The sequence below is a fragment of the Cognatilysobacter lacus genome (genome assembly GCF_008274655.1).
GTDB classification, from domain to species: domain Bacteria; phylum Pseudomonadota; class Gammaproteobacteria; order Xanthomonadales; family Xanthomonadaceae; genus Cognatilysobacter; species Cognatilysobacter lacus.
Window position 1 is genome coordinate 1 of record NZ_VTRV01000014.1, and the last position, 21,418, is coordinate 21,418.

Here is a 21,418-nt window from a genome sequence, read left to right on the forward strand (position 1 = left end):
AGCGCGCGCAGGCGCAGCAGGCGGTCGATGCGCTCGCCGCGGTCAAGCCCAAGCAGCGCCCAGCTGCCGAAGCCGTGGCCGAACGCCGCGTCCGTGCCGCCGAGTCGGCTGCGTATGCGCAGGCCCTTCAGCGCGACAACGATCGCCTCGAGCGCAGCTTCAGCGAACTCCAGCTGGAGGGCACGCGCCGCGAGGCAGCTGCCGCCCGCGCCGAGGCCGATCGCCTGCGGATGGAAGCGCAGCTGCAGGCCGAGGAAACCGAACGACTGCGCCAGCAGGCCGCCGAGCAGGCGCAGGCGCGTCAGCAGGCCGAACAGGCGTTGCAGGGCGCGACCACGCAGCAGGCGGCCAAACTGGGCGCCGCGCGCGAAAAGGAACTGGTGCTGGCGCGGCAGGAGGCCGAGCTTGTCGCCGGCGCGAAGCTGCCGCCGGTCAAGCACGACGCCCGCGGCGAAGTCTTCATGCTCGCGGGCGATGCCTTCGGCTCCGGCCAGGCCGTCCTCACCACGAAGGCGGCCTCGAGCCTGAAGGCGCTCGCGCACTATCTGGATGTCTCGCGCGCGGCGTCGGTGCGCATCGACGGCTACACCGACAACCAGGGCGACGCGGACGCCAACCGGATGCTCTCGCAACGTCGCGCGGACGCCGTGCGTCAGGCGCTCGTGGCCGGTGGCGCGGGTAGCCTTTCCATCGACGCGGCGGGCCACGGTGCGGCTGCCCCGATCGCCGACAACTCAACCTCCGCCGGGCGTGCGAAGAATCGTCGGGTCGAGGTCATCGTCACGCAGAAATAGCGCTTTTTCCCTTGTTTTAACGCTCCGTTTGCGCGCGCTTCAACACGTAACGACCGGCCGTCGGCCTCGCCCCAGTGCCGCTTGCCGCCCATCCGAACCGGGAGTACGGTCGAGACGACGGGCTGCTACACAGCCCGGAAAAACGCCGCACCGCGGACCGTCGGGAACGCCCGGTCGCGCGGTCCGGTCATCACCGATTCCGGCAGCTGCGCTGCCGGGCGCAAGTGCCGAGGAGGTTTGCATGTTCGAAGAACGGTCCACCGGCGATGTCGACACGCTGCTCAAATCCAATCCCGAATTCCGGCAGCTTTACCAGCAACACCAGGAACTCGACCGCCGCGTCATGAATGCCGAGCTCGGCATCGCCCCGGTCGACGACCTCGAGCTCACCCGCATGAAACGCGAGAAGCTCGCCGCCAAGGACCGCCTGGTCCGCATGGCCGACACCATCATCCACTGAGCGCGCACACCGGTCGTCGCCATCGCCGGATGGCGACGGCAGCCGGGGGTCCCGTGGCGCCCCGTAGAATGGCGACATTCCCAGGCCGCACGGATTCGCCATGCCCGTCCACCAGACCGTCCTCGAGCTGATCGGCCAGACACCGATCGTCAAGGCGCAGCGCCTCGATACCGGCGTCTGCGAGCTCTACCTGAAGCTCGAGAACCAGAACCCGGGTGGATCGATCAAGGACCGCATCGGCCTGTCGATGATCGAGGCCGCGGAGAAGCGCGGCGACATCAAGCCGGGCGACACGCTGGTCGAAGGCACCGCCGGCAACACCGGCATCGGCCTCGCGCTGGTGGCGCAGCAGAAGGGCTACAAGCTGCTGCTCGTGGTGCCCGACAAGATGAGCCGCGAGAAGATCTTCAACCTGAAGGCGATGGGCGCGCAGGTGGTGCTCACGCGTTCGGATGTCGCCAAGGGCCATCCCGACTACTATCAGGACATGGCGGCGCGCATCGCGAGCGAGACGCCCGGCGCGTACTTCATCAACCAGTTCGGCAATGCCGACAACCCCGCCGCGCACGAGTTCGGCACCGGTCCGGAAATCCTCGAGCAGATGGCGGAAGTCGGCGGGCTCGATGCGATCGTGTTCGGTTGCGGGTCTTCGGGAACGATGACCGGCCTCTCGCGTTGCTTCGCGGCGATGTCGCCGCACACCGAACTGGTACTCGCCGACCCGGTGGGCTCGATCCTCGAGGAATACATCAACCGCGGCACCCTCTCCGAAAAGTCGGGCAGCTGGATGGTGGAAGGCATCGGCGAGGATTTCCTGCCCGGCATCTCCGACTTCACGCGCGTCCGCAAGGCCTATGCGATCTCCGACAAGGAGAGCTTCCTCACCGCACGGGAGCTGCTCGAGAAGGAGGGCGTGCTTGGCGGTTCGTCGACCGGCACGCTGCTCGCCGCGGCGCTGCGCTACTGCCAGGAACAGACCACGCCCAAGAAGGTGCTGGTGTTCGTCTGCGACACGGGCAACAAGTACCTGTCGAAGATGTACAACGACTACTGGATGCTCGACAACGGCTTCATCGAGCGCGAGCAGAGCGGTGATCTGCGCGACCTGATCCTGCGTCCGTTCTCGCAGCGCGACACCGTCGTCGTCGGCCCGAATGACCTGCTGGTGACCGCGTACCAGCGCATGAAGCTGTACGACGTTTCGCAGCTGCCCGTCATGCAGGGCGATGAGCTGATCGGCATCGTCGACGAGTCGGACGTGCTGCTGCACGTGTATGGCGATGAACAGCGCTTCCGCGATCCGGTGTCGACCGCGATGGTGAGCAAGCTCGACAAGGTCGACATGCGATCGCCGGTCGAAGCGCTGTTGCCGGTGTTCGACCGCGGGCATGTCGCGATCATCATGGACGGGGCGCGCTTCCTGGGGCTGATCACGCGGATCGACCTTCTCAACTTCCTGCGTCGCCGGGTGCAGTAGTGACGCAGCCGGGCGCTGCGTACACCGCTTGCGTCGGTGATCGGTTGCCCGACGTGCGCCTGCTTGCGCCGCACGGCGAGAGCGTGCGACTGCACGCCCGGTTCGCGGGGAAACCGCTCTGGCTGGCACTCGCCGGTGGACCGGGCTGCGAAGCGCTGCCCGTTCCCGGAGGCGATGACGTCGACGCGCTCGTGGTCGCACCCTCGATGCCGGCGCCGCACGGCGCGTGGCAGGCCTATTCGGCTGATCCGCGCTGGTGCGCGCTGCTGCCGGCTGGCGTCGTGCTGCAGCTCGATGCGAACCTGCGCGTCATGGCGCTGCACGATGCGCGCCATCCATTGCGTGTCGCCGCCTCGACGCCGGCGCCGTTGCCCTCCGCTGAACAGACCGCGATGTGTGCTCCGGTTCTGCAGATTCCCGACGTTCTCGACAGAGCACTTTGTCGGAGGCTCATCGACCATCTGCTGGGGCCGGGCGAAGGCGGCGATCCGTCGATGGTGCTGGTACTGGAGCAGGGCGCGGCGACACCGCGGCTCGACGCCGCGGTCAAGATGCGACGCGAAACGTTCGTTCGGGATGCTGCGCTCGAGCGTGAAGTTGACGCGATGCTTGCGCGCCGGGCGGTGCCCGAGATCGCCCGCGTTTTCCACTTCCGGGTTTCAAGGCGCGATCCTTTGAAGCTGCTCGCGTATCCCGCAGGCGCCGGTTACTTCCGCGCACATCGCGATAACGACACGCACGACGTCGCGTACCGACGTTTCGCCGTCTCCATCAACTTGAACACCGGCGAATACGGTGGCGGCGAGTTCCGCTTCCCCGAATTCGGCGGTTCACCGTACGCGATGCGAACGGGCGCGGCACTCGTCTTTTCGTGTTCCCTGTTGCATGAGGTAACGCCGGTCGATCGCGGCATCCGCTACGCGTTGACGACGTTCTTCGCGTGAGCGTCGGGCAGTCGCGAACGCGGGAAGCGCGCCGGGACAGCTCACCCGCGATGCTAGAATTTCTGCCCGCCGAAAGGATGTGCCAGGCCGATGAACAATTCCGAATCCGGGTCTAAACGCGCCCTCGGTACGCTCGCGATTCACGCAGGGCAGTCGCCGGATCCCAGCACGGGCGCGGTGATGACCCCGATCTACGCGACCTCGACGTATGTGCAGCGCAGCCCGGGTGAACACCAGGGCTTCGAGTATTCGCGAAGCCATAACCCGACCCGGTTCGCATACGAGCGATGCGTCGCCGCGCTCGAGGGTGGTAGTCGCGGTTTCGCGTTCGCATCCGGGCTGGCTGCGACCTCGACGATCCTGGAGCTTCTGGATTCGGGCAGCCACGTCATCGCCATGGACGACGTCTATGGCGGAACGTATCGGCTGTTCGAGCGAGTGCGACGTCGCAGCGCCGGCTTGGACGTGAGCTGGATCGATCTCGCCGACCCGCAGGCCTTCGAGGCGGCGATCCGCCCCGAGACGCGGATGGTCTGGATCGAATCGCCGACCAATCCATTGCTCAAGCTCGTCGACATCGAAGCGATCGCTGCCATTGCGCGACGACGCGACCTGATAGTTGTCGTCGACAACACGTTCTGCTCGCCAATGCTCCAGCGTCCGCTCGCGCTCGGTGCGCACATCGTCATGCACTCTGCGACGAAGTACTTAAACGGCCATTCCGACATGGTCGGTGGCATGGCGGTCGTCGGCGACGACACTGGGCTCGCCGAGCAGATGGCGTTCCTGCAGAACGCCGTGGGTGGCGTGCAGGGGCCGTTCGACAGTTTCCTCGCGCTGCGGGGATTGAAGACGCTGCATCTGAGGATGAAGGCGCATTGCGAGAACGCGCAGGCCCTTGCCGAGTGGCTCCAGGCGCATCCGGCGATCGAAAAGGTTCTCTATCCCGGCCTGCCGTCGCACCCGCAGCACGCGCTCGCGCGGCGGCAGATGCACGGCTTCGGCGGCATGGTCAGCATCTATCTCAAGGGCGGACTGGACGCGGCGCGCCGGTTCTGCGAGCGCACCGAGCTTTTCGCGCTTGCGGAGTCGCTCGGCGGCGTCGAGAGCCTGGTGAACCACCCCGCGATCATGACCCACGCCTCCGTTCCGGCAGAGCGCCGCGCGCAGCTGGGGATTACCGACAACCTCGTCCGTCTGAGCGTCGGCGTGGAGGATGTCCAGGATCTCCGCGACGAGCTCGCGTCCATCCTGTCCTAAGCCGACGCGGTTGGCGTCGCATTAGGCCTGTTGCGTGCGCCCGTCGCGTCGCCGAGGCGGCGCACGGGGGCTCGCCGAGCCGTTCACCTGCGCCGTGACATCCGGTCGAGATGCGCCGTGCTAGCCTCCCGCGGCTGATCAGGAGCGCCTCGGATGTCCCCGTTTCACAGAGTCGAACTGGTGTTCGACGCGTCGCATGATGTGGAAATTATTGGCGGCGCAAGCGGGTCTGCGGGTCGATACCGGTCGTTGGGCGATGATCCACAATTTCTCGTGACATCCGCGCGTGGGCTGGGCGAACTGCGGCCTGGCTGGTGGCGGCTGCGCGGCTCGCTCGTGGCGAGCGATGGCGCGATCGTGGCGCCCCGCTTTTACCCGGATTACGGACCCGGCTTCAACGAGGCCGATTGCATCTCTGTGTGCGGTCTCTCCGCCGATGGGCGTGTCGACACCGTCGTCTACCTGAAGGCGTCGCTGCGCAACCTGCGGTTCGATCCAACAGTGAGGCCGACGACGTTCGAGCTCGGCGCGATGCGGCTTGAACCGCTGTCGCGAGCGCGCGCCGTCGCGATGATGTTGGGCGGGATTCGTCGCGGACGTTTCGGCGGGACGGCGCGGGCGCGTTCGGCCGCCATGGGCCTGCTGCGCGGCTGCGTGGAGGGCTCGCCCACGCAGGCCGCGCAGGAACTCGCCGCCGAGTACGCGCGCGCGAACGCGTTACCCGAAGGCGGCTACGATCTTTGGCATCGGCTCTACGATCCACTTCGCGAAGACATGGTCGAGCGCGCGCGCGAGGCCATGGCGACCATGCGGAATCCGCCGCGGTTCGCATTGGTTATGTGTGCCGGTGACGCACAGGCAGACACGCTGCGGCGGTGTCTGTCGAGCGTAACGGCGCAGACGTGGCCCTTGTGGACACTCCACGTTTACACCCGTCCGGGTCGCCTCGCCGATCACGTGCAAGCGTTCGCCGCGTCCGACCCGCGGGTGATCGTTCACCAGGACGGCGGCAGCGAAAGCGATCGCTCGATAGGCGCGGTGATCGCTGGCATTACGGAGCGGTACGCAGCCTTCATCGAACCGGATGCCGAGCTCGCGTCGCAGGCGTTGTGCGAAGTCGCGCACGCGATTGCCGCCCACCCCGAATCAGCGCTCGTCTATACGGATTCGGATCACGTGGATCCGCACGGAAACCGCTTCGCGCCGTGTTTCAAGCCCGACTGGAACCCGACACTACTGCTGGCGCAGAACTATGTCGGGCATCTCAGCGTGATCAGTACCAATGTCCTGCGCGGCGCCGCGGACATCGACATGGGCGTAGACGGCTGGCACCACGACCTGTTGTTGCGAACCACAGAAGCTGCAGGTGCGGCGTGCATACGCCATGTGCCGCAGATTCTCTATCACTCCCATGCGGGCGCCGCTCCACGGATTCCGTCGGCGAACTCGAAAGCCGTACAGGCGCTCATCGAGCGATGCGGCAGGCGTGCAAGCGTGTCACAGCACAGGCCGGGTCAGCTGCACGTCACGCCGGCGCTTCCGCAGCCGGCGCCACGCGTCACGATCATCATTCCGACGCGCGATCGCGTAAGCCTGCTGCGAACCTGCGTCGAGAGCGTGCTGGAGCGTACCGAATATCCCCACTACGACATCATGGTGGTGGACAACGGGAGCGTCGACGCCGACACGCTGGCGTATCTCGATGAACTGAGGACGCGCGCGGGCTGCAGTGTGCTGTCTTACCCGGCCCCGTTCAACTTCTCTGCCATCGTCAACGTGGCTGCGCGCCATGCCGAAGGCGACGTCCTGTGCCTGCTCAACAACGATATCGAGGTGATTACGCCGAAATGGCTCGACGAGATGGTGGCGCACGCTGCCACGCCTGAGGTCGGCGTGGTCGGGGCGATGCTGTACTACCCCGACGACACCATCCAGCACGGCGGTGTGGTGGTTGGCATCGGTGGCGTGGCGGGGCACGTCCATCACGGAAGCCGTCGCGGCACAGCGGGGCACCAAGGCCGCGCGCTGGTGGCGCAGGACATGTCGGCGGTCACGGGCGCGTGCCTGGTCGTTCGGCGCAGCGTTTTCGAGCAGGTGGGTGGCTTCGACGAGGGTCTTGCTGTGGCGTTCAACGACGTCGACTTCTGCCTGCGCGTCCTCGAGGCCGGCTACAGAAACGTGTGGACCCCGCACGCCGAGCTCTATCACCATGAATCGGCCAGCCGCGGCCGTGAGGACACGCCGCAGAAGCGCGCGCGGTTCGCCGGCGAGGTCGCCACGATGAGGCGCCGTTGGAGGTCGTTCCTGGACAACGACCCGGCATACAACCCGAACCTCACGCTCGACTGGTCCAATTTCGAGCTCGCGTTTCCGCCACGCTGTCGAGAGGCGGAGCGCTGGAGCCTGTCGCGCCCCTCCCGGATGCCGGAGTCGCCGGTCGAGGACAGCGCCCGGGCTTCTCGGAAGCCTCGGAAATCAGGACCATGAGCCGCTCCTACGGTGCGAAGGCCCAAGGGTCTCCGGATGCGCCGATGATAGAATCGCTGCCCGAAGCACTAGACCTTCCAGCAATGCAACCGCCCCCGTCTTCGTCCGCTCCTAACTCCGTGCGGGTGCCGTGCCGGCCGTCCCAGGCAGCCCGGCTTGCGTCCAAGACGCCGCGCTCGCCGCAGCGCGTCAACCGTGCGCGCCGCGGGATGAGCCTGCGCCCGGCTGAGTGTCTCGCCGTTGGGCTTGCGCGAGGCTGCGCCGCATGACAGCGATGAGCCACGCGTCGCCCGAGCGCGCCCTGGTTTCACAGTGGCGCCTCGCCTTCCGCGACGTCGTGGAAGGGTTGCGCGCGCACAGGGTGTGGTCTCGCCTGGCGCGCATGGACATCAAGCAACGCTACCGGCGATCGATCCTCGGGCCGTTCTGGATCACGATCACCATGATCGTGTTCATCGCCGCGGTCGGGCCGTTGTACGGCGTTCTGCTGGGCATTCCGACCAGCGCGTTTCTTCCGTACGTCGCAATGGGACTGATCAGCTGGGGCCTGGTCTCGACCCTCATCCTCGAGGGTACGACCACGTTCCTGGGCGCCGAGGACCTCGTGCGTTCGGTGAAGCTTCCGTTCACCGTGCACGTGATGCGCATGCTCTACCGCAACCTCATCATGTTTGCGCACAACCTGCTGGCGTTCGTGCCTTTCATGCTCTACCTGCGCGTGTGGCCGCACTGGCAGTGGCTGATGGCGATTCCCGGCGTGGCGCTGATACTGATGGCGGCGCTTCCGGCAGCTTTCCTGCTCGGCACCGTCTGCGCGCGCTATCGCGACATGCAGCAGATCGTCGCCAGCCTCGTGCAGCTCTCCTTCTTCGTCACGCCCATTTTCTGGAAGCCCGAGCTGCTTAAAAGCCGGCAGTACCTGGCCGACTACAATCCCTTCCATCTGCTGCTGGAGTCTGTTCGCGGCCCGGTGGTGGGAGAGATCCCGTCGGCTATCACGTACGTGAAAATCGTCGTGATCATCCTCGTGCTCTACATCGCGGCCACGCCGTTCTTCGTCCGGTACCGCCGGCGCCTCTCGTTTTGGGTGTGAGTCGTGCCTTCGATCAGCATCGCCAATTGCGACCTCCAGCTCCCCATCTACGGAACGATCAACCGGTCGTTCAAGGGTGCGGTGCTGTCCTCCGCGACTGGAGGGCGCATTGCTTCGGCGAGCCGAAACGTCACCGTCGTCCAGGCCCTGAAGGACATATCGCTCGAGATCCGCTCCGGCGACCGGGTAGGCCTGATGGGTCACAACGGGTCCGGCAAGACCTCGTTGCTTCGCCTGATGTCCGGTATCTATGAGCCGACCGCCGGCCGCGTGCACGTGGAGGGCAAGGTCTCGAGTTTCATCAACCTGGGCCTCGGGCTCGATCACGAAGCCACGGGCTACGAGAACATCCTCCTGTGTGGCCTGATGTTCGGGCTTCGGCACGGCGAGATCCGGAGCCTGACGCCGTCGATCGCGGAGTTCAGCGGTCTCGCTGATTTCCTCGACATGCCGGTCAGGACGTATTCGAGCGGCATGCTGATGCGGCTCGTGTTTTCGATCGTGACGAGCGTGCATGCCGAAATCCTGCTGATGGACGAGTGGCTGAGCGTCGGCGACGCCGACTTTGTCGCGCATGCCGAGAGTCGGTTGAACTCGCTGGTGGACGCCGCCGGCATCCTCGTCCTCGCGTCACACAGCGAGGAAACGATCCGCGCGCACTGCAACATGATCGTCAGGCTCGAGCACGGCGAGATCGTGTCGGTCGAGCGACTTCCAGCGCTCGACACCGCAGTGCCTGAAAGCCCGCAGCAGACTGCATGAGCCACCGGCCCGACCCGTTGGAGTGGACCTCGAAATGACCGACAGCAATGATGTTAAGGACGACACGGCCAGCTCCACCGAGCTTGGCAGGCTGAGCCTCAGAAGCCTGCTGAACGATGCGATGTTGCTGCGCCCCGCGCGGCTCGAACTTTCTGCATGGACGGGTCATATTCCATTCGGAGCAAGCATCATCGCCGCCCTCCGGCCGCGCGTGCTGGTGGAGTTGGGAACGCATGCGGGTAACTCGTACCTTGCATTCTGCCAGTCGGTCGTGGAAAACCATTTGGAGACGCGCTGCTACGCCGTCGACACCTGGATCGGCGACGAACATGCAACGCACTACGGCGAGGACGTCTACCAGAGCCTGAGCAACTACCACGACAGCAGATATCGGGCATTCTCCCGGCTGATGCGCATGACCTTCGATGAGGCTGCAGGCTATTTCGCCGACGGTTCGGTCGATCTTCTGCACATCGACGGGCTGCACACGTTCGATGCCGTCAGTCATGACTTCGCGACGTGGCTGCCGAAGATGTCGCCGCGCGGCGTAGTGCTTTTCCACGATATCAATGTGCGTGAGCGCGAGTTCGGTGTCTGGAAGTTGTGGGAGGACGTGCGCGAGCGATACCCGAGCTTGCAGTTCTCGCACTCGCACGGGCTGGGCGTGCTTTTCGTGGGCGACGAGATACGCGAGCAATCAGTGACGCTGCTCCAACAGTGGCACGGCACACCCGAAGGGCGCACGGCGCGCGCGATCTTCGCGAAGCTCGGCCAGGGCGTCGAGCAGCAGTACGCGCTTTCGGCCCGGTCGGGGGCTCGCACTGTCGGGGAGCTCAGCGGCGCATCGGCGCGCGGCGAGCTGACGATCGATCAGGTGTTGCTCGAGCGCATGGCGGAGGACGATCGGGTGGTCGCCTATTTCCGTCCCAACGGGCAGGGCTATTCCGAAGAGGCGTCACGCAAGGTCGTGTGGACGCCTGGCCAGACCCGTATCGCTACCGTGTTCGACATACCCGCCGACCCCGAACTGCGCTTCCTGCGGATCGATCCGTCGGAGCTGGGCGGGTGGTTCGATATTTCGGCCCTCGCAATCGACGGGGAGCCCGTCGATCTGAGCGGCGTGCTCGTGCGAAGCAACGGGACGCTAGTCAACCGCGACGCGCGCAACCTGAGTCTCGTTGAGGCCGGCAACGACCCGTGGATCGAACTGCAGCTTCCGCCGCTGCACGGCGCGGACGCTGAATTCCGCAGCGTGCGTGTCGAGGTTGCCAAGCGCAGCCTGCTCAACACCTTCAGCAAGCTGTCGGACGTGGCGCGACTGCTTTCGGATGTCGTCGCTGGCAGCGCGGAGCGCTCTGACACCGCGGTGGCAGCCGATGGCCTGGCCGCGACCCGGGTGGGCGGGGCCGTGGTGGAGAACGGTGTTGCGGTGACGCGTGTCGGCAGCGCGGTGGAACTGCTGCGCGGGGACGTCGGCTCGCTCACCCACATGGCCGATGGGATACGCAGCCGGTTGCTCGAACTCGACGCGAAGGCCGATCGCAGCCAGAACCAGGTCGAGGCGCTTGCGGCCGAATTCGTTCGGATTTCGGCTGCGATCGAATCGCTTGGAACACACGTCGGCGCCGTCGGCGCTTCGCTCCACGCACTCGTGGAATGCAGCGCTAACCAGCACGCGGAAGCAGCCGACGGGCAAGCCGCGCTGCTCGGCGCGCTCGTTCAGCTGCAGCGCGACGGCGCTGCCGTCGCTTCAAACGCTACCTCGCACCAGGCAGTGCTCGAAGGAATGCTGGAAGGGATGGGCCATCGGCTGCGCGAGACAACCGAAGCGCTGCATCGGCAGGACGAAGTACTTAACCGGGTGCAGGCGCAGCTGCAGGCGCAAGCCCGGCATGGCTGGACCCGTCGTGCTCGTCGCCTGATGGGCTTCGGCGACGGCGCGGCGAAGGCGTCCGATGGCATCAAGTAGCCTCATTAGCCGGTTGAAGTCGCGTATTGGCGCGGCAGCGGCGCGACTGCCGCTGGAGCGGTTGCCGCGACGCGTGAAGGCGCGGATCATCCACGGGTCAGGGCTCGTGGACGCGCAGTGGTATGCGCGTGCCACGGGCCGCCAGGTAGCCGATGCCCGCGCCGCGGCGGAGGCGTTTGCCGAACATGCGAACGACCCTGGCAATGCGATCAATCCACTTTTCGATGCTGCCTGGTACGCAGCGACGTACGGCCTGCATGGCAGCCCGGCGGACCTGCTTGTGCACTACGTCCTGTTCGGCGAACGGGGCGGGCTCAAGCCGCACCCGTGGTTCGACCCCGGCTATTTCCTCAAGTACAACAGCCACCGGCGACGCTTCAAACCCGCACTCGCCGCCTACGCACTCCACTGGGCGGAGCACTCGAGGGCGCACCCGCATTTCGACGGGAACTGGTATCGCTGGCAGTACCCGGACGTGCGCAAGTTGCCCGGCAATCCGCTCGCGCATTTCGTAACGCATGGCATGGCCGAAGGGCGCGAGCCCAATGCGTTCTTCTCGTCCCGCTGGTACCTGTCGACATTCGCGGACATCCGCGAATCGGGCCAGAATCCGGTAAAGCATTTCACCGAATTCGGCGCGGCGGAAATGCGCAGCCCCGGCCCGAACTTCGACATGCGGCGCTATGCCGACCAGTATCCCGACCACGCCGACACCGGCTTGGATCCCCTCGCGCATTACCTCGCGATCGGGCGCGCGGAGGGGCGCAACGTAGGCACGCGCTACGTGCACCTGTGGGACCTGGACGACAGCAAGGCACCGGCGCCCGCACCTCGGCCCGGCCGCGGTGTGGTCGATGTCATCGTTCCGGTGTATCGCGGCCTCGACGAGACCCGCGCGTGCATCGAAGCGCTGCTTGCGTCGCGCAACCGCTGTCGGGTGCGCATACGCCTTTGCAACGACGCGTCGCCGGAGCCCGAAGTCACCGCGTATCTGCGCGATGCAGCGGCGCGCGCCGATGTGATCCTCACGGAGAACCCGGCGAATCTGGGCTTCGTGGGAACCGTCAACAGCGGCATGCGCGCCGCGCTTGCAATGCCTGACTGCACCGCGGTGGTGTTGTTGAACAGCGACACCGAAGTCGCGAATGACTGGGTCGACCGTATGCTGGAGCACGCGGCAAAGCCGGCGACTGGCAGCGTCACTGCGACATCGAACAACGCGACGATATGCAGCTATCCGCAAATCGGCATCAACCGCCTGCCGGAGGACTTCTCCGTAGCGGAGCTCGACGCGATCGCCGCGCGCGTCAATGCAGGCGAGAGCGTGGAAATTCCGACGGCCGTCGGCTTCTGCATGCTGATCACGCGCGCCTGCCTGCACGCGGTTGGCCTGTTCGACGAGGCTGCATTCGGCCGCGGCTACGGCGAAGAAAACGATTTCTGCATGCGCGCGACCGCTGCGGGCTTCCGCCATCGCCACGCGCTCGACGTATTCGTCAAACACGTAGGCGAGGTAAGCTTTGCGCAAGACAGCAACCCGGGCAAGGAAAACGCGGGACGCATCATCAGCGAGCGTTACCCGCACTACAACTCGCTAGTCGCCAAGTTCTGCGCAACCGATCCCGCCCGGATCTCGCGACTGCGCCTGACTATGGCGTTGTGGCGGGAAGGGCGCCGGCCTGTGACCGCACTGATCACCCATGATCTGGGTGGCGGCACCGAGCGACAGGTACTCGCAATCGCCCAGGAGCTCGGGGCAGACGGGCATGTCGTGATAATCCGACCGAGCATCGGCCACAAGTCGCTGCTGCGCATCGAGAACCGCGACCCGTACGACCACTTCGACCAGGTCGTCGATGCGATCGACGGGGCCGGTTTCGCGAGGCTCCTCGCGCGCATGGGCGTCACGGCCGTGCAGGTGCACCATCTCTATGACCATGGCGACCTGATCCGCGACGGCCTCGCGATTTCTGGTCTGCCGTTTACGTTCGACGTCCACGATTACTTCGTGATCTGTCCGCAGATCACGCTGACCACTGTTGACCAGGAGTACTGCGGCGAACCGGGGCCATCCGGATGCGACGCCTGTATCGCGCAACGCCCGAATCTCGGCGCAGCAGATATCCGCAACTGGCGCGAAGCGCAGGAGTGGGCGGTGCTCGGCGCCTCCGAAGTACGCGCGCCGAGTCACGATACCGCGAGTCGTATCGGGCGCTATTTCCCGGTAGAGCCCGTCGTCCAATATCACCAGGAGCCGCCAGCGATCGCGCGGCCGGCGGTGCGGTCGGAGCCGGTCAGCGCCGAAGCGCCGCTCCGTGTCGTCATGCTCGGCGTGCTGAGCCTCACAAAGGGGCGCGTGAAAGTCTTCAAGACGATCGAGGCCTCGCATCGCATGGGGCTGCCGATCAGTTTCCATCTGATCGGCGATTCGCAGGACAACTCGCCTGACGTCGACGACGGCCGTTTCACCACGACCGGCTGGTATGTCGAACCCGACCTGCCACGACTCATCGAGCAGGCGCGTCCCGACCTGTTCCTGTTCGCGTCGGCGGCTCCGGAGACCTATTCGTTCACGCTCACGGAGGCGATGGGAACCGGTCAGCCCATCCTCGCGACGAACCTGGGTGCATTCGGCGAGCGCCTTGCCGGCTACTCGCCGTCCAGACTGTATCCTCACGATATCTCGGGAGCGGAGCTGGCCGAACGCCTATGGGCATTCGCGGCCGAGGTGCTTCCGCAGAGCCTGCCTGCGGCCGGGCTGCACACATGAGCGGCTTACCGATCCGGCACAAGCCATCGGTGCCGCGAGTCGCCGTCATCCCTGAGCGCTACGGGAACGTGTTTTCACCGTGCGCATCGATCCGGCTGCACTCGTTCTTCGACCGCATGCGCCGCGCGGGTGAGGCCAACGTGCGGTTCCTGATCCCGTCGGAGGTCGAGGCGTGGCGGCCCGACGTGATCGTCTGGCAGCGCGTTTCGCTTGCCGACGTCGACAAGGTCGGCCGCATGTGCGAGATCGCGGCGCGCCTCGGTGCGCGAACCATCTACGACCTGGACGACAACCTGCTCGACATGGACGAGCACCGCGAGCGCGACGCTTACGTCGACATGGTGGCCGCGGTTCGCGAGTCGGTGCGCTGTGCCGACGAGGTGTGGTGTTCCACGCCCAACCTCGCGCGCCGTGTAGCTCGCGAGGGCAGGGGACGAATCACCGTCATGCCGAACGCACTCGACCCGGAGTTGTGGGAGTTGGACCGGTCGCGAGCGTCATCGACGGGCAGCAACGCCCTGCGGTTGCTCTACATGGGCACGCGCACGCATGACGACGACTACGCCTTTCTCTCGAAGGTGATGGACACGCTTCACCGCGCTTCGCCCGGCGCGTTCGAACTGCATCTGGTCGGCGTGCGTACGGACGACTCGGTCTCACCACCCTGGCTTCGCGTGCACTCGCCTCCATGGTTCGTCGGGGCTTCGTACCCGGCATTCGTACACTGGCTGATTGGCCAGGAAGGTTTCGATCTCGGTGTCGCGCCACTGATGAGCGGCGAGTTCAACGACTGCAAGAGCCCGATCAAGGTGCTCGACTATGCGGCGATCGGGCTCGCCACGGTGGCTTCCGCCGTGCCGGCTTACACGCATTCGTTGCGGAGCGACGTCAACTGTTTCCACGCGCCCAACCAAGTCGACGCGTGGGTCGCATCCCTCGCTGCGCTCGTAGCACGCCCCGTACTGGTCGAGGCGGTGCGCCGGAATTCAGCAGATCTCTGTGGTTCGGCAGTGTTCGACGCTGCCGTGAAAGCGCGAGCGACACGCGTTTGCCAACTGGCCGGTTGAAACCGGGCGCTCAATGCGCTCCCGAGGTATTCCGACTGCGCCTCCGATCCGCAACGCACACGTCGCGGATCGGAGTCACGTCGTAAATCAGCTGACGACGAGCTTGAAGTGCGTCGTGCACATGAAGCTTGCCTGGCCATTCGGCGCGATGTTGACCTGATATTCGCCGGGCGGAACTTCAAGCGTCGGCAGCTCGATCCTGAAGCCGGCTTTTGCCGCGGCTACGCCATATACCTTCTGGACGTCGGCCCGGTAGATGCCGGTGGGCCCCGAGACCTGGAAGTCGGTCGGGCCGTCGAGAATGATCGAGATGTTCGGGATCTGCTTCATCTCGGGCGTGGTGGCCCAGCCCTCGAACGTGATCCCCTGGCCGGCGGTCGCCCTGTAGGCACCGTTCACGGCAGGCTGGCCGGAAACGTCGTCGAGCGAGCACAGGTCGATGTTCGGCACTTCGCTCGCGGGCGGAGTCCACGATGAGATCGCTACAGGGACGGGCTGTTCGGTCGCCGGTGCCGCGGGGGCAGCAGCAGTCGACGTCGCCTCTTCCGAGCCGCCTTTCGCAACGCTGGGCGGTGTCGTGTCGTTGTCACCGCAGCCGGGGAGGAAAGCCAAAATGGAAACGGCTACCATGAGCGGAATTAACTTACGCATTGAACCCTCGTCGAGATATGTTGACTGGAACTGCATTTGGACGCGGCGTGCGTGATTGCACGATTTTGCAGCCGCCGGAGCCTATCACGCGACGCGTTGACGCCGCCTTCGCACGCGCGTCGAGCGCCAGCTTGTGAGCATGCGCGTGGCCGCCAGGCAGTGGAATGCGTTGCGCTCTCGATGGCGCAGTTCCGACGCGCCCGGTCGATCGGCGGACACGAACGGATCCCGGCCCGTATCGACGGTGCACTGGGCCGTAGCGGCCTGCGCGTTCGCCATCTATTTCGGTATGTGGTGGCTACACCTCCGGCCGGGCGTTTTCAGCTTCGACAGCGGCTACTACTTCAACGAGGTGCTCGACCGGCACGTCACGAATCTCAAGCCGTACTTCTTTGCGCGCTTCCTGCAGGCAGTGACGTTTGGCGGTAGGCACCTGCAGCTGGCATCCCTCGCACAAGGCGTGTTCGCGGTCTTTGCCCTGTCGCGCATGTTCGCGATCGCCATCGCGACACGCGTCCGCGTGCAGTGGATCGTGTTGTGCGCTCTAGTGGTGCTCAATCCCTACGTCGCGAATATGGTGTTCTTCGTCGAAAACGACGTGCTGTTTTCGATCGCTGTCCTTGCCGTCATCATAGAGACGATGTACGTGGCCCATCGCGGCGCGGCAACGAGCTCCACCTGGATCATGATTGCTGTGTTCGCGCCGATGGCACTGCTGTTCCGGCAGAACGGCATCCTCTTCATGCCCCCATGGGCCGCCTTGGTGCTCATTGCGGTGCCACGCCGAACCTGGGCCGCGATGCTGGTGCCGGCAGTCGTCAGCTGCGCCTTGGCGCTGGTCACATCCGCGGGCGTCGCGCGAGAGGGGCCTAGCGAGAACCAGGACCTGCTCTACCCGGCGGTCATCCATGAGGTCGTCAATCTCGCGCGCCCGCAGTACGGCCAGCCGCTGGCCTCCAGACTGTCCACGCGCACGTGGGCGATCGTCGGTCGCGAAAAGTTGCAGCTGGCGGTGACGACTTACAACCCGCTGTATTGGGACACGATCGCGTTCTTTCCGACCGGGCCGAAGCTGGTGGACGAGTCGCCGCTCGCTCGTCAGGCCATCGTCCGCAGCTTCCTGCGGAACGACCTCATGCATAACCTGCCGGCGGTAGCCGCACACCGTACGGAAATATTTCTTGGCTCGGCCTTGGCCCAGGGCGTGCTCGTCGATCCCTACTACGCGCCCACGAACCTGAGTCCCCGCCTCTTCGAATACAAGAATGCCCGCTCGATGGTCGCTCGCACGACGCTATTGGGCCGCGTGAACCAAGCAGCGATCGAGACGCGGCTGTGGTCATGGAATGCCGTTATCGGCATGTTTGTCTTGGCGATTCTGTCTCTTGGCGCCCTCTGGCGGCGCGACGTCCGGCTCGTTTGCTTCACATTGCTGCTGTGGCTGCAGGTGGGAGCGGTGTTGCTCGCCGCGCCTGCAGCTGAGTACCGCTACTTGTTTCCGATTTATCTCGCACCGCTGATGCTTCTTGTTGGATCGGGTCGTCAATCCGTTGCGCCGCGGGCGCTAGACCCCGCGGCAAGCTAGCGGGCAGGCGTCAGACGGCGTCGATCGGAACGGCGAACTCGAAAACGGGGGCAGCGTCGACACCTTCCGCCGACGTCTGGCAGTACCGAGTTCACGTGTCGCGCGCGTGTCAAGCACGACAGTTCATGTATGCACCCGCGATTTGCGCGCATGCGGCTTCCCGGCCATCGTGTCGGGACGCTGTTCGGCTAAACCATGGCGCAAGCCGCCGCCAGCCCGACGACCGAGACGGACCATGACCGAGCTGACAATCCTCATGCCATGCCTGAACGAAGCCGAGACGCTTGCGACCTGCGTCCGCAAAGCGCGTCGCTTTCTGGAGTCGTCGGGTATCGACGGGGAAATTCTCATTGGCGACAACGGCAGCACCGACGGATCGCAGGCCATCGCGCGCACGGAGGGTGCGACGGTGGTGGACATTTCGCGCCGCGGCTACGGTGCCGCGCTCATCGGCGGGATCGAGGCGGCCAAGGGTCGCTACATCATCATGGGTGATGCCGACGACAGCTACGACTTCAGCAGTCTCGACACGTTCGTCGACCGATTGCGGGCGGGTGCAGACCTGGTCATGGGCAATCGGTTCCGGGGCGGCATCGGCGAGCGGGCCATGCCGTTCCTGCATCGATATCTCGGTAACCCGGTACTCAGCTGGCTCGGCCGGCTGTTCTATGGGATCCCTATCGGTGACTTTCATTGCGGGCTGCGCGGCTTCAACCGTGACCGCATGCGTGCGCTGAACCTCACCACGCCAGGTATGGAATTCGCGAGCGAAATGGTCGTGAAGGCCGCGATCGCCGGGTACCGCGTCGAGGAAGTGCCCACCACGCTTCAGAAGGACGGACGATCCCGACCGCCACACCTGCGGACCTGGCGCGATGGTTGGCGGCACCTGCGCTTTCTGCTCATCTTTTCACCGCGATTCCTCTACCTGATTCCAGGCGCCACGCTTGTTACCGCGGGCCTGCTGGGGGTCGCGGCCACATACGGCGGCCCGGCAGTGCTTGCTCGCGGCGTCGTGCTCGACGTCCATGCATACGTTGGATTCGTCTTCATGGCCATGCTTGGAGCCCAGTTCCTGACGTTCGGTGTGATGATGCGGCGGGTCGCCGGTATGTACGGAATCCGATCCGGCGAAGGGCTTATCCAGCGGAGTATCCGGCTATTCGCGACGCTCGAATGGTCGCTGGCGGTCTCGGCGATCGGGCTGCTGGCAGGCTCAGTCGGTGCGGTTCGCTGCTTTCTTGCGTGGCAGGGCACCGATTTCGCGCCGATGGCCTACGGCGCCTTGCTGAAGCCTTTCATCCTCTCGCTCGCCGTGGTCGTCGTTTCCGTGCAGCTCCTCGCCGCCGCGTTCTTTGCCGCGAGCATGGAGGAATACACGGCGCACAGGGCGCTTACTTGAGGATTTCCGATCAGGTGGCGCTGCGGCTGCGATTTCTGCTGAGCGGCGGAACGGGCTTCTGCCTCTATTACGCGTTCTCGCTGGTTTTGCATGCCACCACCACCCTTGGCGACGGCCCCTGCGCCACATTGGCGACACTTGCCGCGATTCCGCCGACATTTGCGCTCCAGAAGTTCTTCGCTTTCAGGGCGAAGGGGGACGCAGCGTCGCAGGGTGTCAAATACGTAGCGCTTCAGATCGTGTCGTCCGTCCTCATCGGCTCGATGTCGACGCTGTTCCAGCGTGTCGGGCTGCCGTCGTGGATAAGCTTCCTGTTTGCCGGCGTGTCAGGCGTGGCGCTTTCCTATGCAGTGCAGTCGTCGTTGATTTTCCGGAGGCGCTGATGCCTGACGTCAATGCCCAGTACAACGTCGCGAAGCCCGGCAGTCTTCCGGTGCGACTCGCCACGCGGCAGCGGCGGGTAATGTACGAGCGATTCCTCGCTTTGCAAAAGCCCCAGGCCGGCGAATCGATCCTCGACGTGGGGGCGACGTCGGACGATACGTATGAATCATCGAACTACTTGGAAAGCTGGTATCCCGACAAGGGCGCCATCACGGCCTGCGGCATCGATGACGCCAGCTTCCTCGAACAGAAATTCCCCGGGATGCGATTCGTGCGCGCTGACGGCCGTGACCTCCCGTTTGCCGACGAAAGCTTCGATATCGTGCATTCCAGTGCGGTACTTGAGCACGTGGGCTCGAACTCCACTCAGCAGAATTTCGTGCGGGAGCTGATCCGCGTAGCGAAGCGCGGCGTATTTCTCACGACGCCCAATCGATGGTTTCCAGTGGAGTTCCATTCGGTGCTCCCGATCGTGCACTGGCTGCCCGCTGCCCAGTTTCGCGCCATCCTTCGGCTCCTCGGGCACCGTTCCCTCGACCGCGAGGAGAACCTGAACCTGCTGACGCCTGCGCAGGTGGCCGCAATGTGCGCGCGCTTGCCGCGCGTGCGTGCAATGAAGCTCGAATTGCCGACATTGTTCGGTTGGCCGAGCAACATCGTCTGCAGCATGGAGGTTGGCGGCCCGCCCGCGTCGTAGCTACCCGTGTCCGCGCTCGGGATCGGAACTCGCTGCGTTTGATCGCCGCTCGCCGGCGCGCATGTGATTACCGTAGTGCGCTACGGCACGTCGAACGTTTTACCTGTCGCGCACAGCCGCGGCTGCGGGCGGGAAAACTGTTCGAGCACGTAGATGTTGTACCGTCCCGGCGCCAATGGACTGATCGGCGCAGTGACGTCGAAGCCGCTGTAGCGCACCGCCGGCCGGTGAAACGCCTGGGCGACGTCGGCGCGGTCGAGCCCGCCTGGAAACGTCATCGCATAGCTATGAGTTGGCGACTGCAGGACGAGCCCCAGCGCTCCAGGTAGCTGTCCGTCGGCGACGTCCGCTGCCCAACCGGACGCTCGGATCGTCGCGGGGCCTTTGTCCAGGACGTCACGGGAAAGACTGTCGACCGAACACGCCGCGCGCCCGCCCGCACTGTCCGCCGCGGCAGCGGCGACGTCGACACGCGTCGTGTCGCGAAACGCGCCGATGACTGGGTCCGCCATTGCGTTGCGGACCTGGCGCTCGAGCACTTCGAGCACAACGAAATTCGGCTTGTGCCGTTGGATGAGGTCGAGCCGGAAGAAGCCCCGGATGGTGTGGGAGAGGACGATCTTGCTGAAATGCGGGTAGAGAAATGGCGCGAGCTGCCAGGAAAACGAGTCCCCGCTGAGCAGCAGCACCGGCTCGCCGACGTTTCCGGTGTAGAGCACGCGATCGCCGTAGCCGTCCTGTCGGTCGGTGAGGAACCTTTCGACCGGTTTCGGAACCGGCGCGATCGGTTCCACTTGCGGGTAATGCTGGTCGATCAGCCCGGATATGCCCAGCATCAACGCCATGTCCTGCGGCGTCGTCGCAGTGGAATCGTCGACCGCCCGCTGCCTGAACGCTGCCAGCGGCAGCGCTGCGTCCGAAAGCCCGCTGCGGGCGAGCGAGCGCATCAGCTGCATATAGCCCACATGTGCGCCGTAACCACTCCAGTGCGTGTCGTAGGGCGAGTAGATATACGGTTGTGACGCGCGCGCGGCCCGGAGTGCAGGCAGTGGAAGCAGCACGTCCCCCGCCTGCCTGGCTGCCGCGAGATTGGCGAGCAGTTCGGCGTCGCTGACGCCGGGCGCCGCCGCCCATCGCGGCGCCAACTCCGGGTACACACGCTCCTTTACCGGCGGCACGAACACTAAAAAATGTGCGCCGCCCGCGTGCACGAAGGCGCTGCGCGCGCGCAGCTTTTCTACCCAGGCTTCCGCCTGCGCCAGCTCCAGGCGGCTCGGCCTCAAATGATCGAGGTGGGTTCCGTCGTCGAAGAACAGCCAGCCGCGACGACCCACGACGACCGTTCGCGAGCCCGAATATCCAAGCCGGTAGCGAACGTAGTTGACTGCCTCGATGAGATAGGGGCGAGCAGGAAAGTTGTCGGCGACGTAAGCATCCATTCCCTTGCGGTATGCCCCCAGACCCGCGCGCGTCGGCACCCATTGCGGCAGCGGCGCTAGCTCGCGGTTTTCCCGAAGCTCGGGCGCCGGTAGTCCCGGCCCGTATGGGATGAACAGCATCCCGAGGATGACCGCCGCGGCTCCTCCCACCAGGAATGTGGATCGCGCCCTGGACAT

At 65.3% G+C, this 21,418-nt stretch carries 17 protein-coding genes; 15 read left to right on the forward strand and 2 right to left on the reverse strand.

Annotation, left to right across the window (positions count from 1 at the left end; translation table 11 throughout):
• The 11 genes from FW784_RS02395 to FW784_RS02445 form a co-directional block, all read left to right on the forward strand.
• Positions 1-794: OmpA family protein (locus FW784_RS02395; protein ID WP_149351762.1), on the forward strand; the 794-nt coding region annotated here is incomplete at its 5' end.
• A 241-nt stretch (positions 795-1,035) separates the two neighbouring features.
• Positions 1,036-1,254 carry an HP1242/YdcH family protein gene (locus FW784_RS02400; protein ID WP_149351763.1) on the forward strand — a complete coding sequence of 73 codons (219 nt, stop codon included), beginning with the start codon at positions 1,036-1,038 and terminating at the stop codon, positions 1,252-1,254.
• Between the two features lie 100 nt (positions 1,255-1,354).
• Positions 1,355-2,731: a pyridoxal-phosphate dependent enzyme gene (locus tag FW784_RS02405; protein WP_149351764.1), complete on the forward strand. Its 1,377-nt coding sequence runs from the start codon at positions 1,355-1,357 to the stop codon at positions 2,729-2,731.
• Positions 2,731-3,675, forward strand: coding sequence for a 2OG-Fe(II) oxygenase family protein (locus FW784_RS02410; RefSeq protein ID WP_149351765.1), 945 nt, complete (start codon positions 2,731-2,733; stop codon positions 3,673-3,675). Before FW784_RS02405 ends, FW784_RS02410 begins: the two co-directional genes overlap by 1 nt.
• 90 nt (positions 3,676-3,765) lie before the next feature.
• Positions 3,766-4,935, forward strand: coding sequence for a cystathionine gamma-synthase (locus FW784_RS02415; RefSeq protein WP_149351766.1), 1,170 nt, complete (start codon positions 3,766-3,768; stop codon positions 4,933-4,935).
• Between the two features lie 153 nt (positions 4,936-5,088).
• The gene (locus tag FW784_RS02420) at positions 5,089-7,422 is read left to right on the forward strand and encodes a glycosyltransferase family 2 protein (protein WP_149351767.1); all 2,334 of its coding nucleotides are present in this window, start codon (positions 5,089-5,091) and stop codon (positions 7,420-7,422) included.
• Between the two features lie 265 nt (positions 7,423-7,687).
• Positions 7,688-8,515 carry an ABC transporter permease gene (locus FW784_RS02425; RefSeq protein WP_205123544.1) on the forward strand — a complete coding sequence of 276 codons (828 nt, stop codon included), beginning with the start codon at positions 7,688-7,690 and terminating at the stop codon, positions 8,513-8,515.
• Positions 8,516-8,518: 3 nt separating this feature from the next.
• Positions 8,519-9,277 carry an ABC transporter ATP-binding protein gene (locus tag FW784_RS02430; protein WP_149351768.1) on the forward strand — a complete coding sequence of 253 codons (759 nt, stop codon included), beginning with the start codon at positions 8,519-8,521 and terminating at the stop codon, positions 9,275-9,277.
• 34 nt (positions 9,278-9,311) lie between these two features.
• The gene (locus tag FW784_RS02435) at positions 9,312-11,246 is read left to right on the forward strand and encodes a class I SAM-dependent methyltransferase (protein ID WP_149351769.1); all 1,935 of its coding nucleotides are present in this window, start codon (positions 9,312-9,314) and stop codon (positions 11,244-11,246) included.
• Positions 11,247-11,259: 13 nt separating this feature from the next.
• Positions 11,260-14,016, forward strand: coding sequence for a glycosyltransferase (locus tag FW784_RS02440; RefSeq protein WP_187770642.1), 2,757 nt, complete (start codon positions 11,260-11,262; stop codon positions 14,014-14,016).
• Entirely contained in the window at positions 14,013-15,083 is a 1,071-nt protein-coding gene (locus tag FW784_RS02445; protein WP_149351771.1) for a glycosyltransferase family protein, read from the forward strand. The genes FW784_RS02440 and FW784_RS02445 overlap by 4 nt, the downstream gene beginning before the upstream one ends.
• An 87-nt stretch (positions 15,084-15,170) precedes the next feature.
• Here the strand turns inward: FW784_RS02445 and FW784_RS02450 are convergent, their stop codons facing one another.
• Positions 15,171-15,734, reverse strand: coding sequence for a hypothetical protein (locus FW784_RS02450; RefSeq protein ID WP_149351772.1), 564 nt, complete (start codon positions 15,732-15,734; stop codon positions 15,171-15,173).
• A gap of 244 nt (positions 15,735-15,978) precedes the next feature.
• Here FW784_RS02450 and FW784_RS02455 point away from each other — a divergent pair, with 244 nt between their 5' ends.
• The 4 genes from FW784_RS02455 (at position 15,979) to FW784_RS02470 (ending at position 19,802) form a co-directional block, all read left to right on the forward strand.
• Positions 15,979-17,319 (forward strand): hypothetical protein, encoded by a 1,341-nt coding sequence (locus tag FW784_RS02455; RefSeq protein ID WP_205123545.1) that lies wholly within the window; start codon positions 15,979-15,981, stop codon positions 17,317-17,319.
• Between the two features lie 235 nt (positions 17,320-17,554).
• Positions 17,555-18,721, forward strand: coding sequence for a glycosyltransferase family 2 protein (locus tag FW784_RS02460; RefSeq protein WP_149351774.1), 1,167 nt, complete (start codon positions 17,555-17,557; stop codon positions 18,719-18,721).
• Positions 18,718-19,104 carry a GtrA family protein gene (locus FW784_RS02465; protein WP_187770643.1) on the forward strand — a complete coding sequence of 129 codons (387 nt, stop codon included), beginning with the start codon at positions 18,718-18,720 and terminating at the stop codon, positions 19,102-19,104. The genes FW784_RS02460 and FW784_RS02465 overlap by 4 nt, the downstream gene beginning before the upstream one ends.
• Positions 19,104-19,802 carry a class I SAM-dependent methyltransferase gene (locus tag FW784_RS02470; protein ID WP_149351776.1) on the forward strand — a complete coding sequence of 233 codons (699 nt, stop codon included), beginning with the start codon at positions 19,104-19,106 and terminating at the stop codon, positions 19,800-19,802. The genes FW784_RS02465 and FW784_RS02470 overlap by 1 nt, the downstream gene beginning before the upstream one ends.
• 80 nt (positions 19,803-19,882) lie before the next feature.
• On the opposite strand, the gene FW784_RS02475 is transcribed toward FW784_RS02470, so the two are convergent.
• Positions 19,883-21,418: an alginate O-acetyltransferase AlgX-related protein gene (locus tag FW784_RS02475; protein ID WP_149351777.1), complete on the reverse strand. Its 1,536-nt coding sequence runs from the start codon at positions 21,416-21,418 to the stop codon at positions 19,883-19,885.

What these genes read in the sequence shown, in the direction of transcription:
- FW784_RS02450 (WP_149351772.1), bottom strand. Translation starts at nt 15,734, where the DNA reads ATGCGTAAGTTAATTCCGCTCATGGTAGCCGTTTCCATTTTGGCTTTC.
- FW784_RS02470 (WP_149351776.1), top strand. Translation starts at nt 19,104, where the DNA reads ATGCCTGACGTCAATGCCCAGTACAACGTCGCGAAGCCCGGCAGTCTT.
- FW784_RS02445 (WP_149351771.1), top strand. Translation starts at nt 14,013, where the DNA reads ATGAGCGGCTTACCGATCCGGCACAAGCCATCGGTGCCGCGAGTCGCC.
- FW784_RS02435 (WP_149351769.1), top strand. Translation starts at nt 9,312, where the DNA reads ATGACCGACAGCAATGATGTTAAGGACGACACGGCCAGCTCCACCGAG.
- FW784_RS02420 (WP_149351767.1), top strand. Translation starts at nt 5,089, where the DNA reads ATGTCCCCGTTTCACAGAGTCGAACTGGTGTTCGACGCGTCGCATGAT.
- FW784_RS02460 (WP_149351774.1), top strand. Translation starts at nt 17,555, where the DNA reads ATGACCGAGCTGACAATCCTCATGCCATGCCTGAACGAAGCCGAGACG.
- FW784_RS02405 (WP_149351764.1), top strand. Translation starts at nt 1,355, where the DNA reads ATGCCCGTCCACCAGACCGTCCTCGAGCTGATCGGCCAGACACCGATC.
- FW784_RS02425 (WP_205123544.1), top strand. Translation starts at nt 7,688, where the DNA reads ATGACAGCGATGAGCCACGCGTCGCCCGAGCGCGCCCTGGTTTCACAG.
- FW784_RS02475 (WP_149351777.1), bottom strand. Translation starts at nt 21,418, where the DNA reads ATGTCCAGGGCGCGATCCACATTCCTGGTGGGAGGAGCCGCGGCGGTC.
- FW784_RS02400 (WP_149351763.1), top strand. Translation starts at nt 1,036, where the DNA reads ATGTTCGAAGAACGGTCCACCGGCGATGTCGACACGCTGCTCAAATCC.
- FW784_RS02415 (WP_149351766.1), top strand. Translation starts at nt 3,766, where the DNA reads ATGAACAATTCCGAATCCGGGTCTAAACGCGCCCTCGGTACGCTCGCG.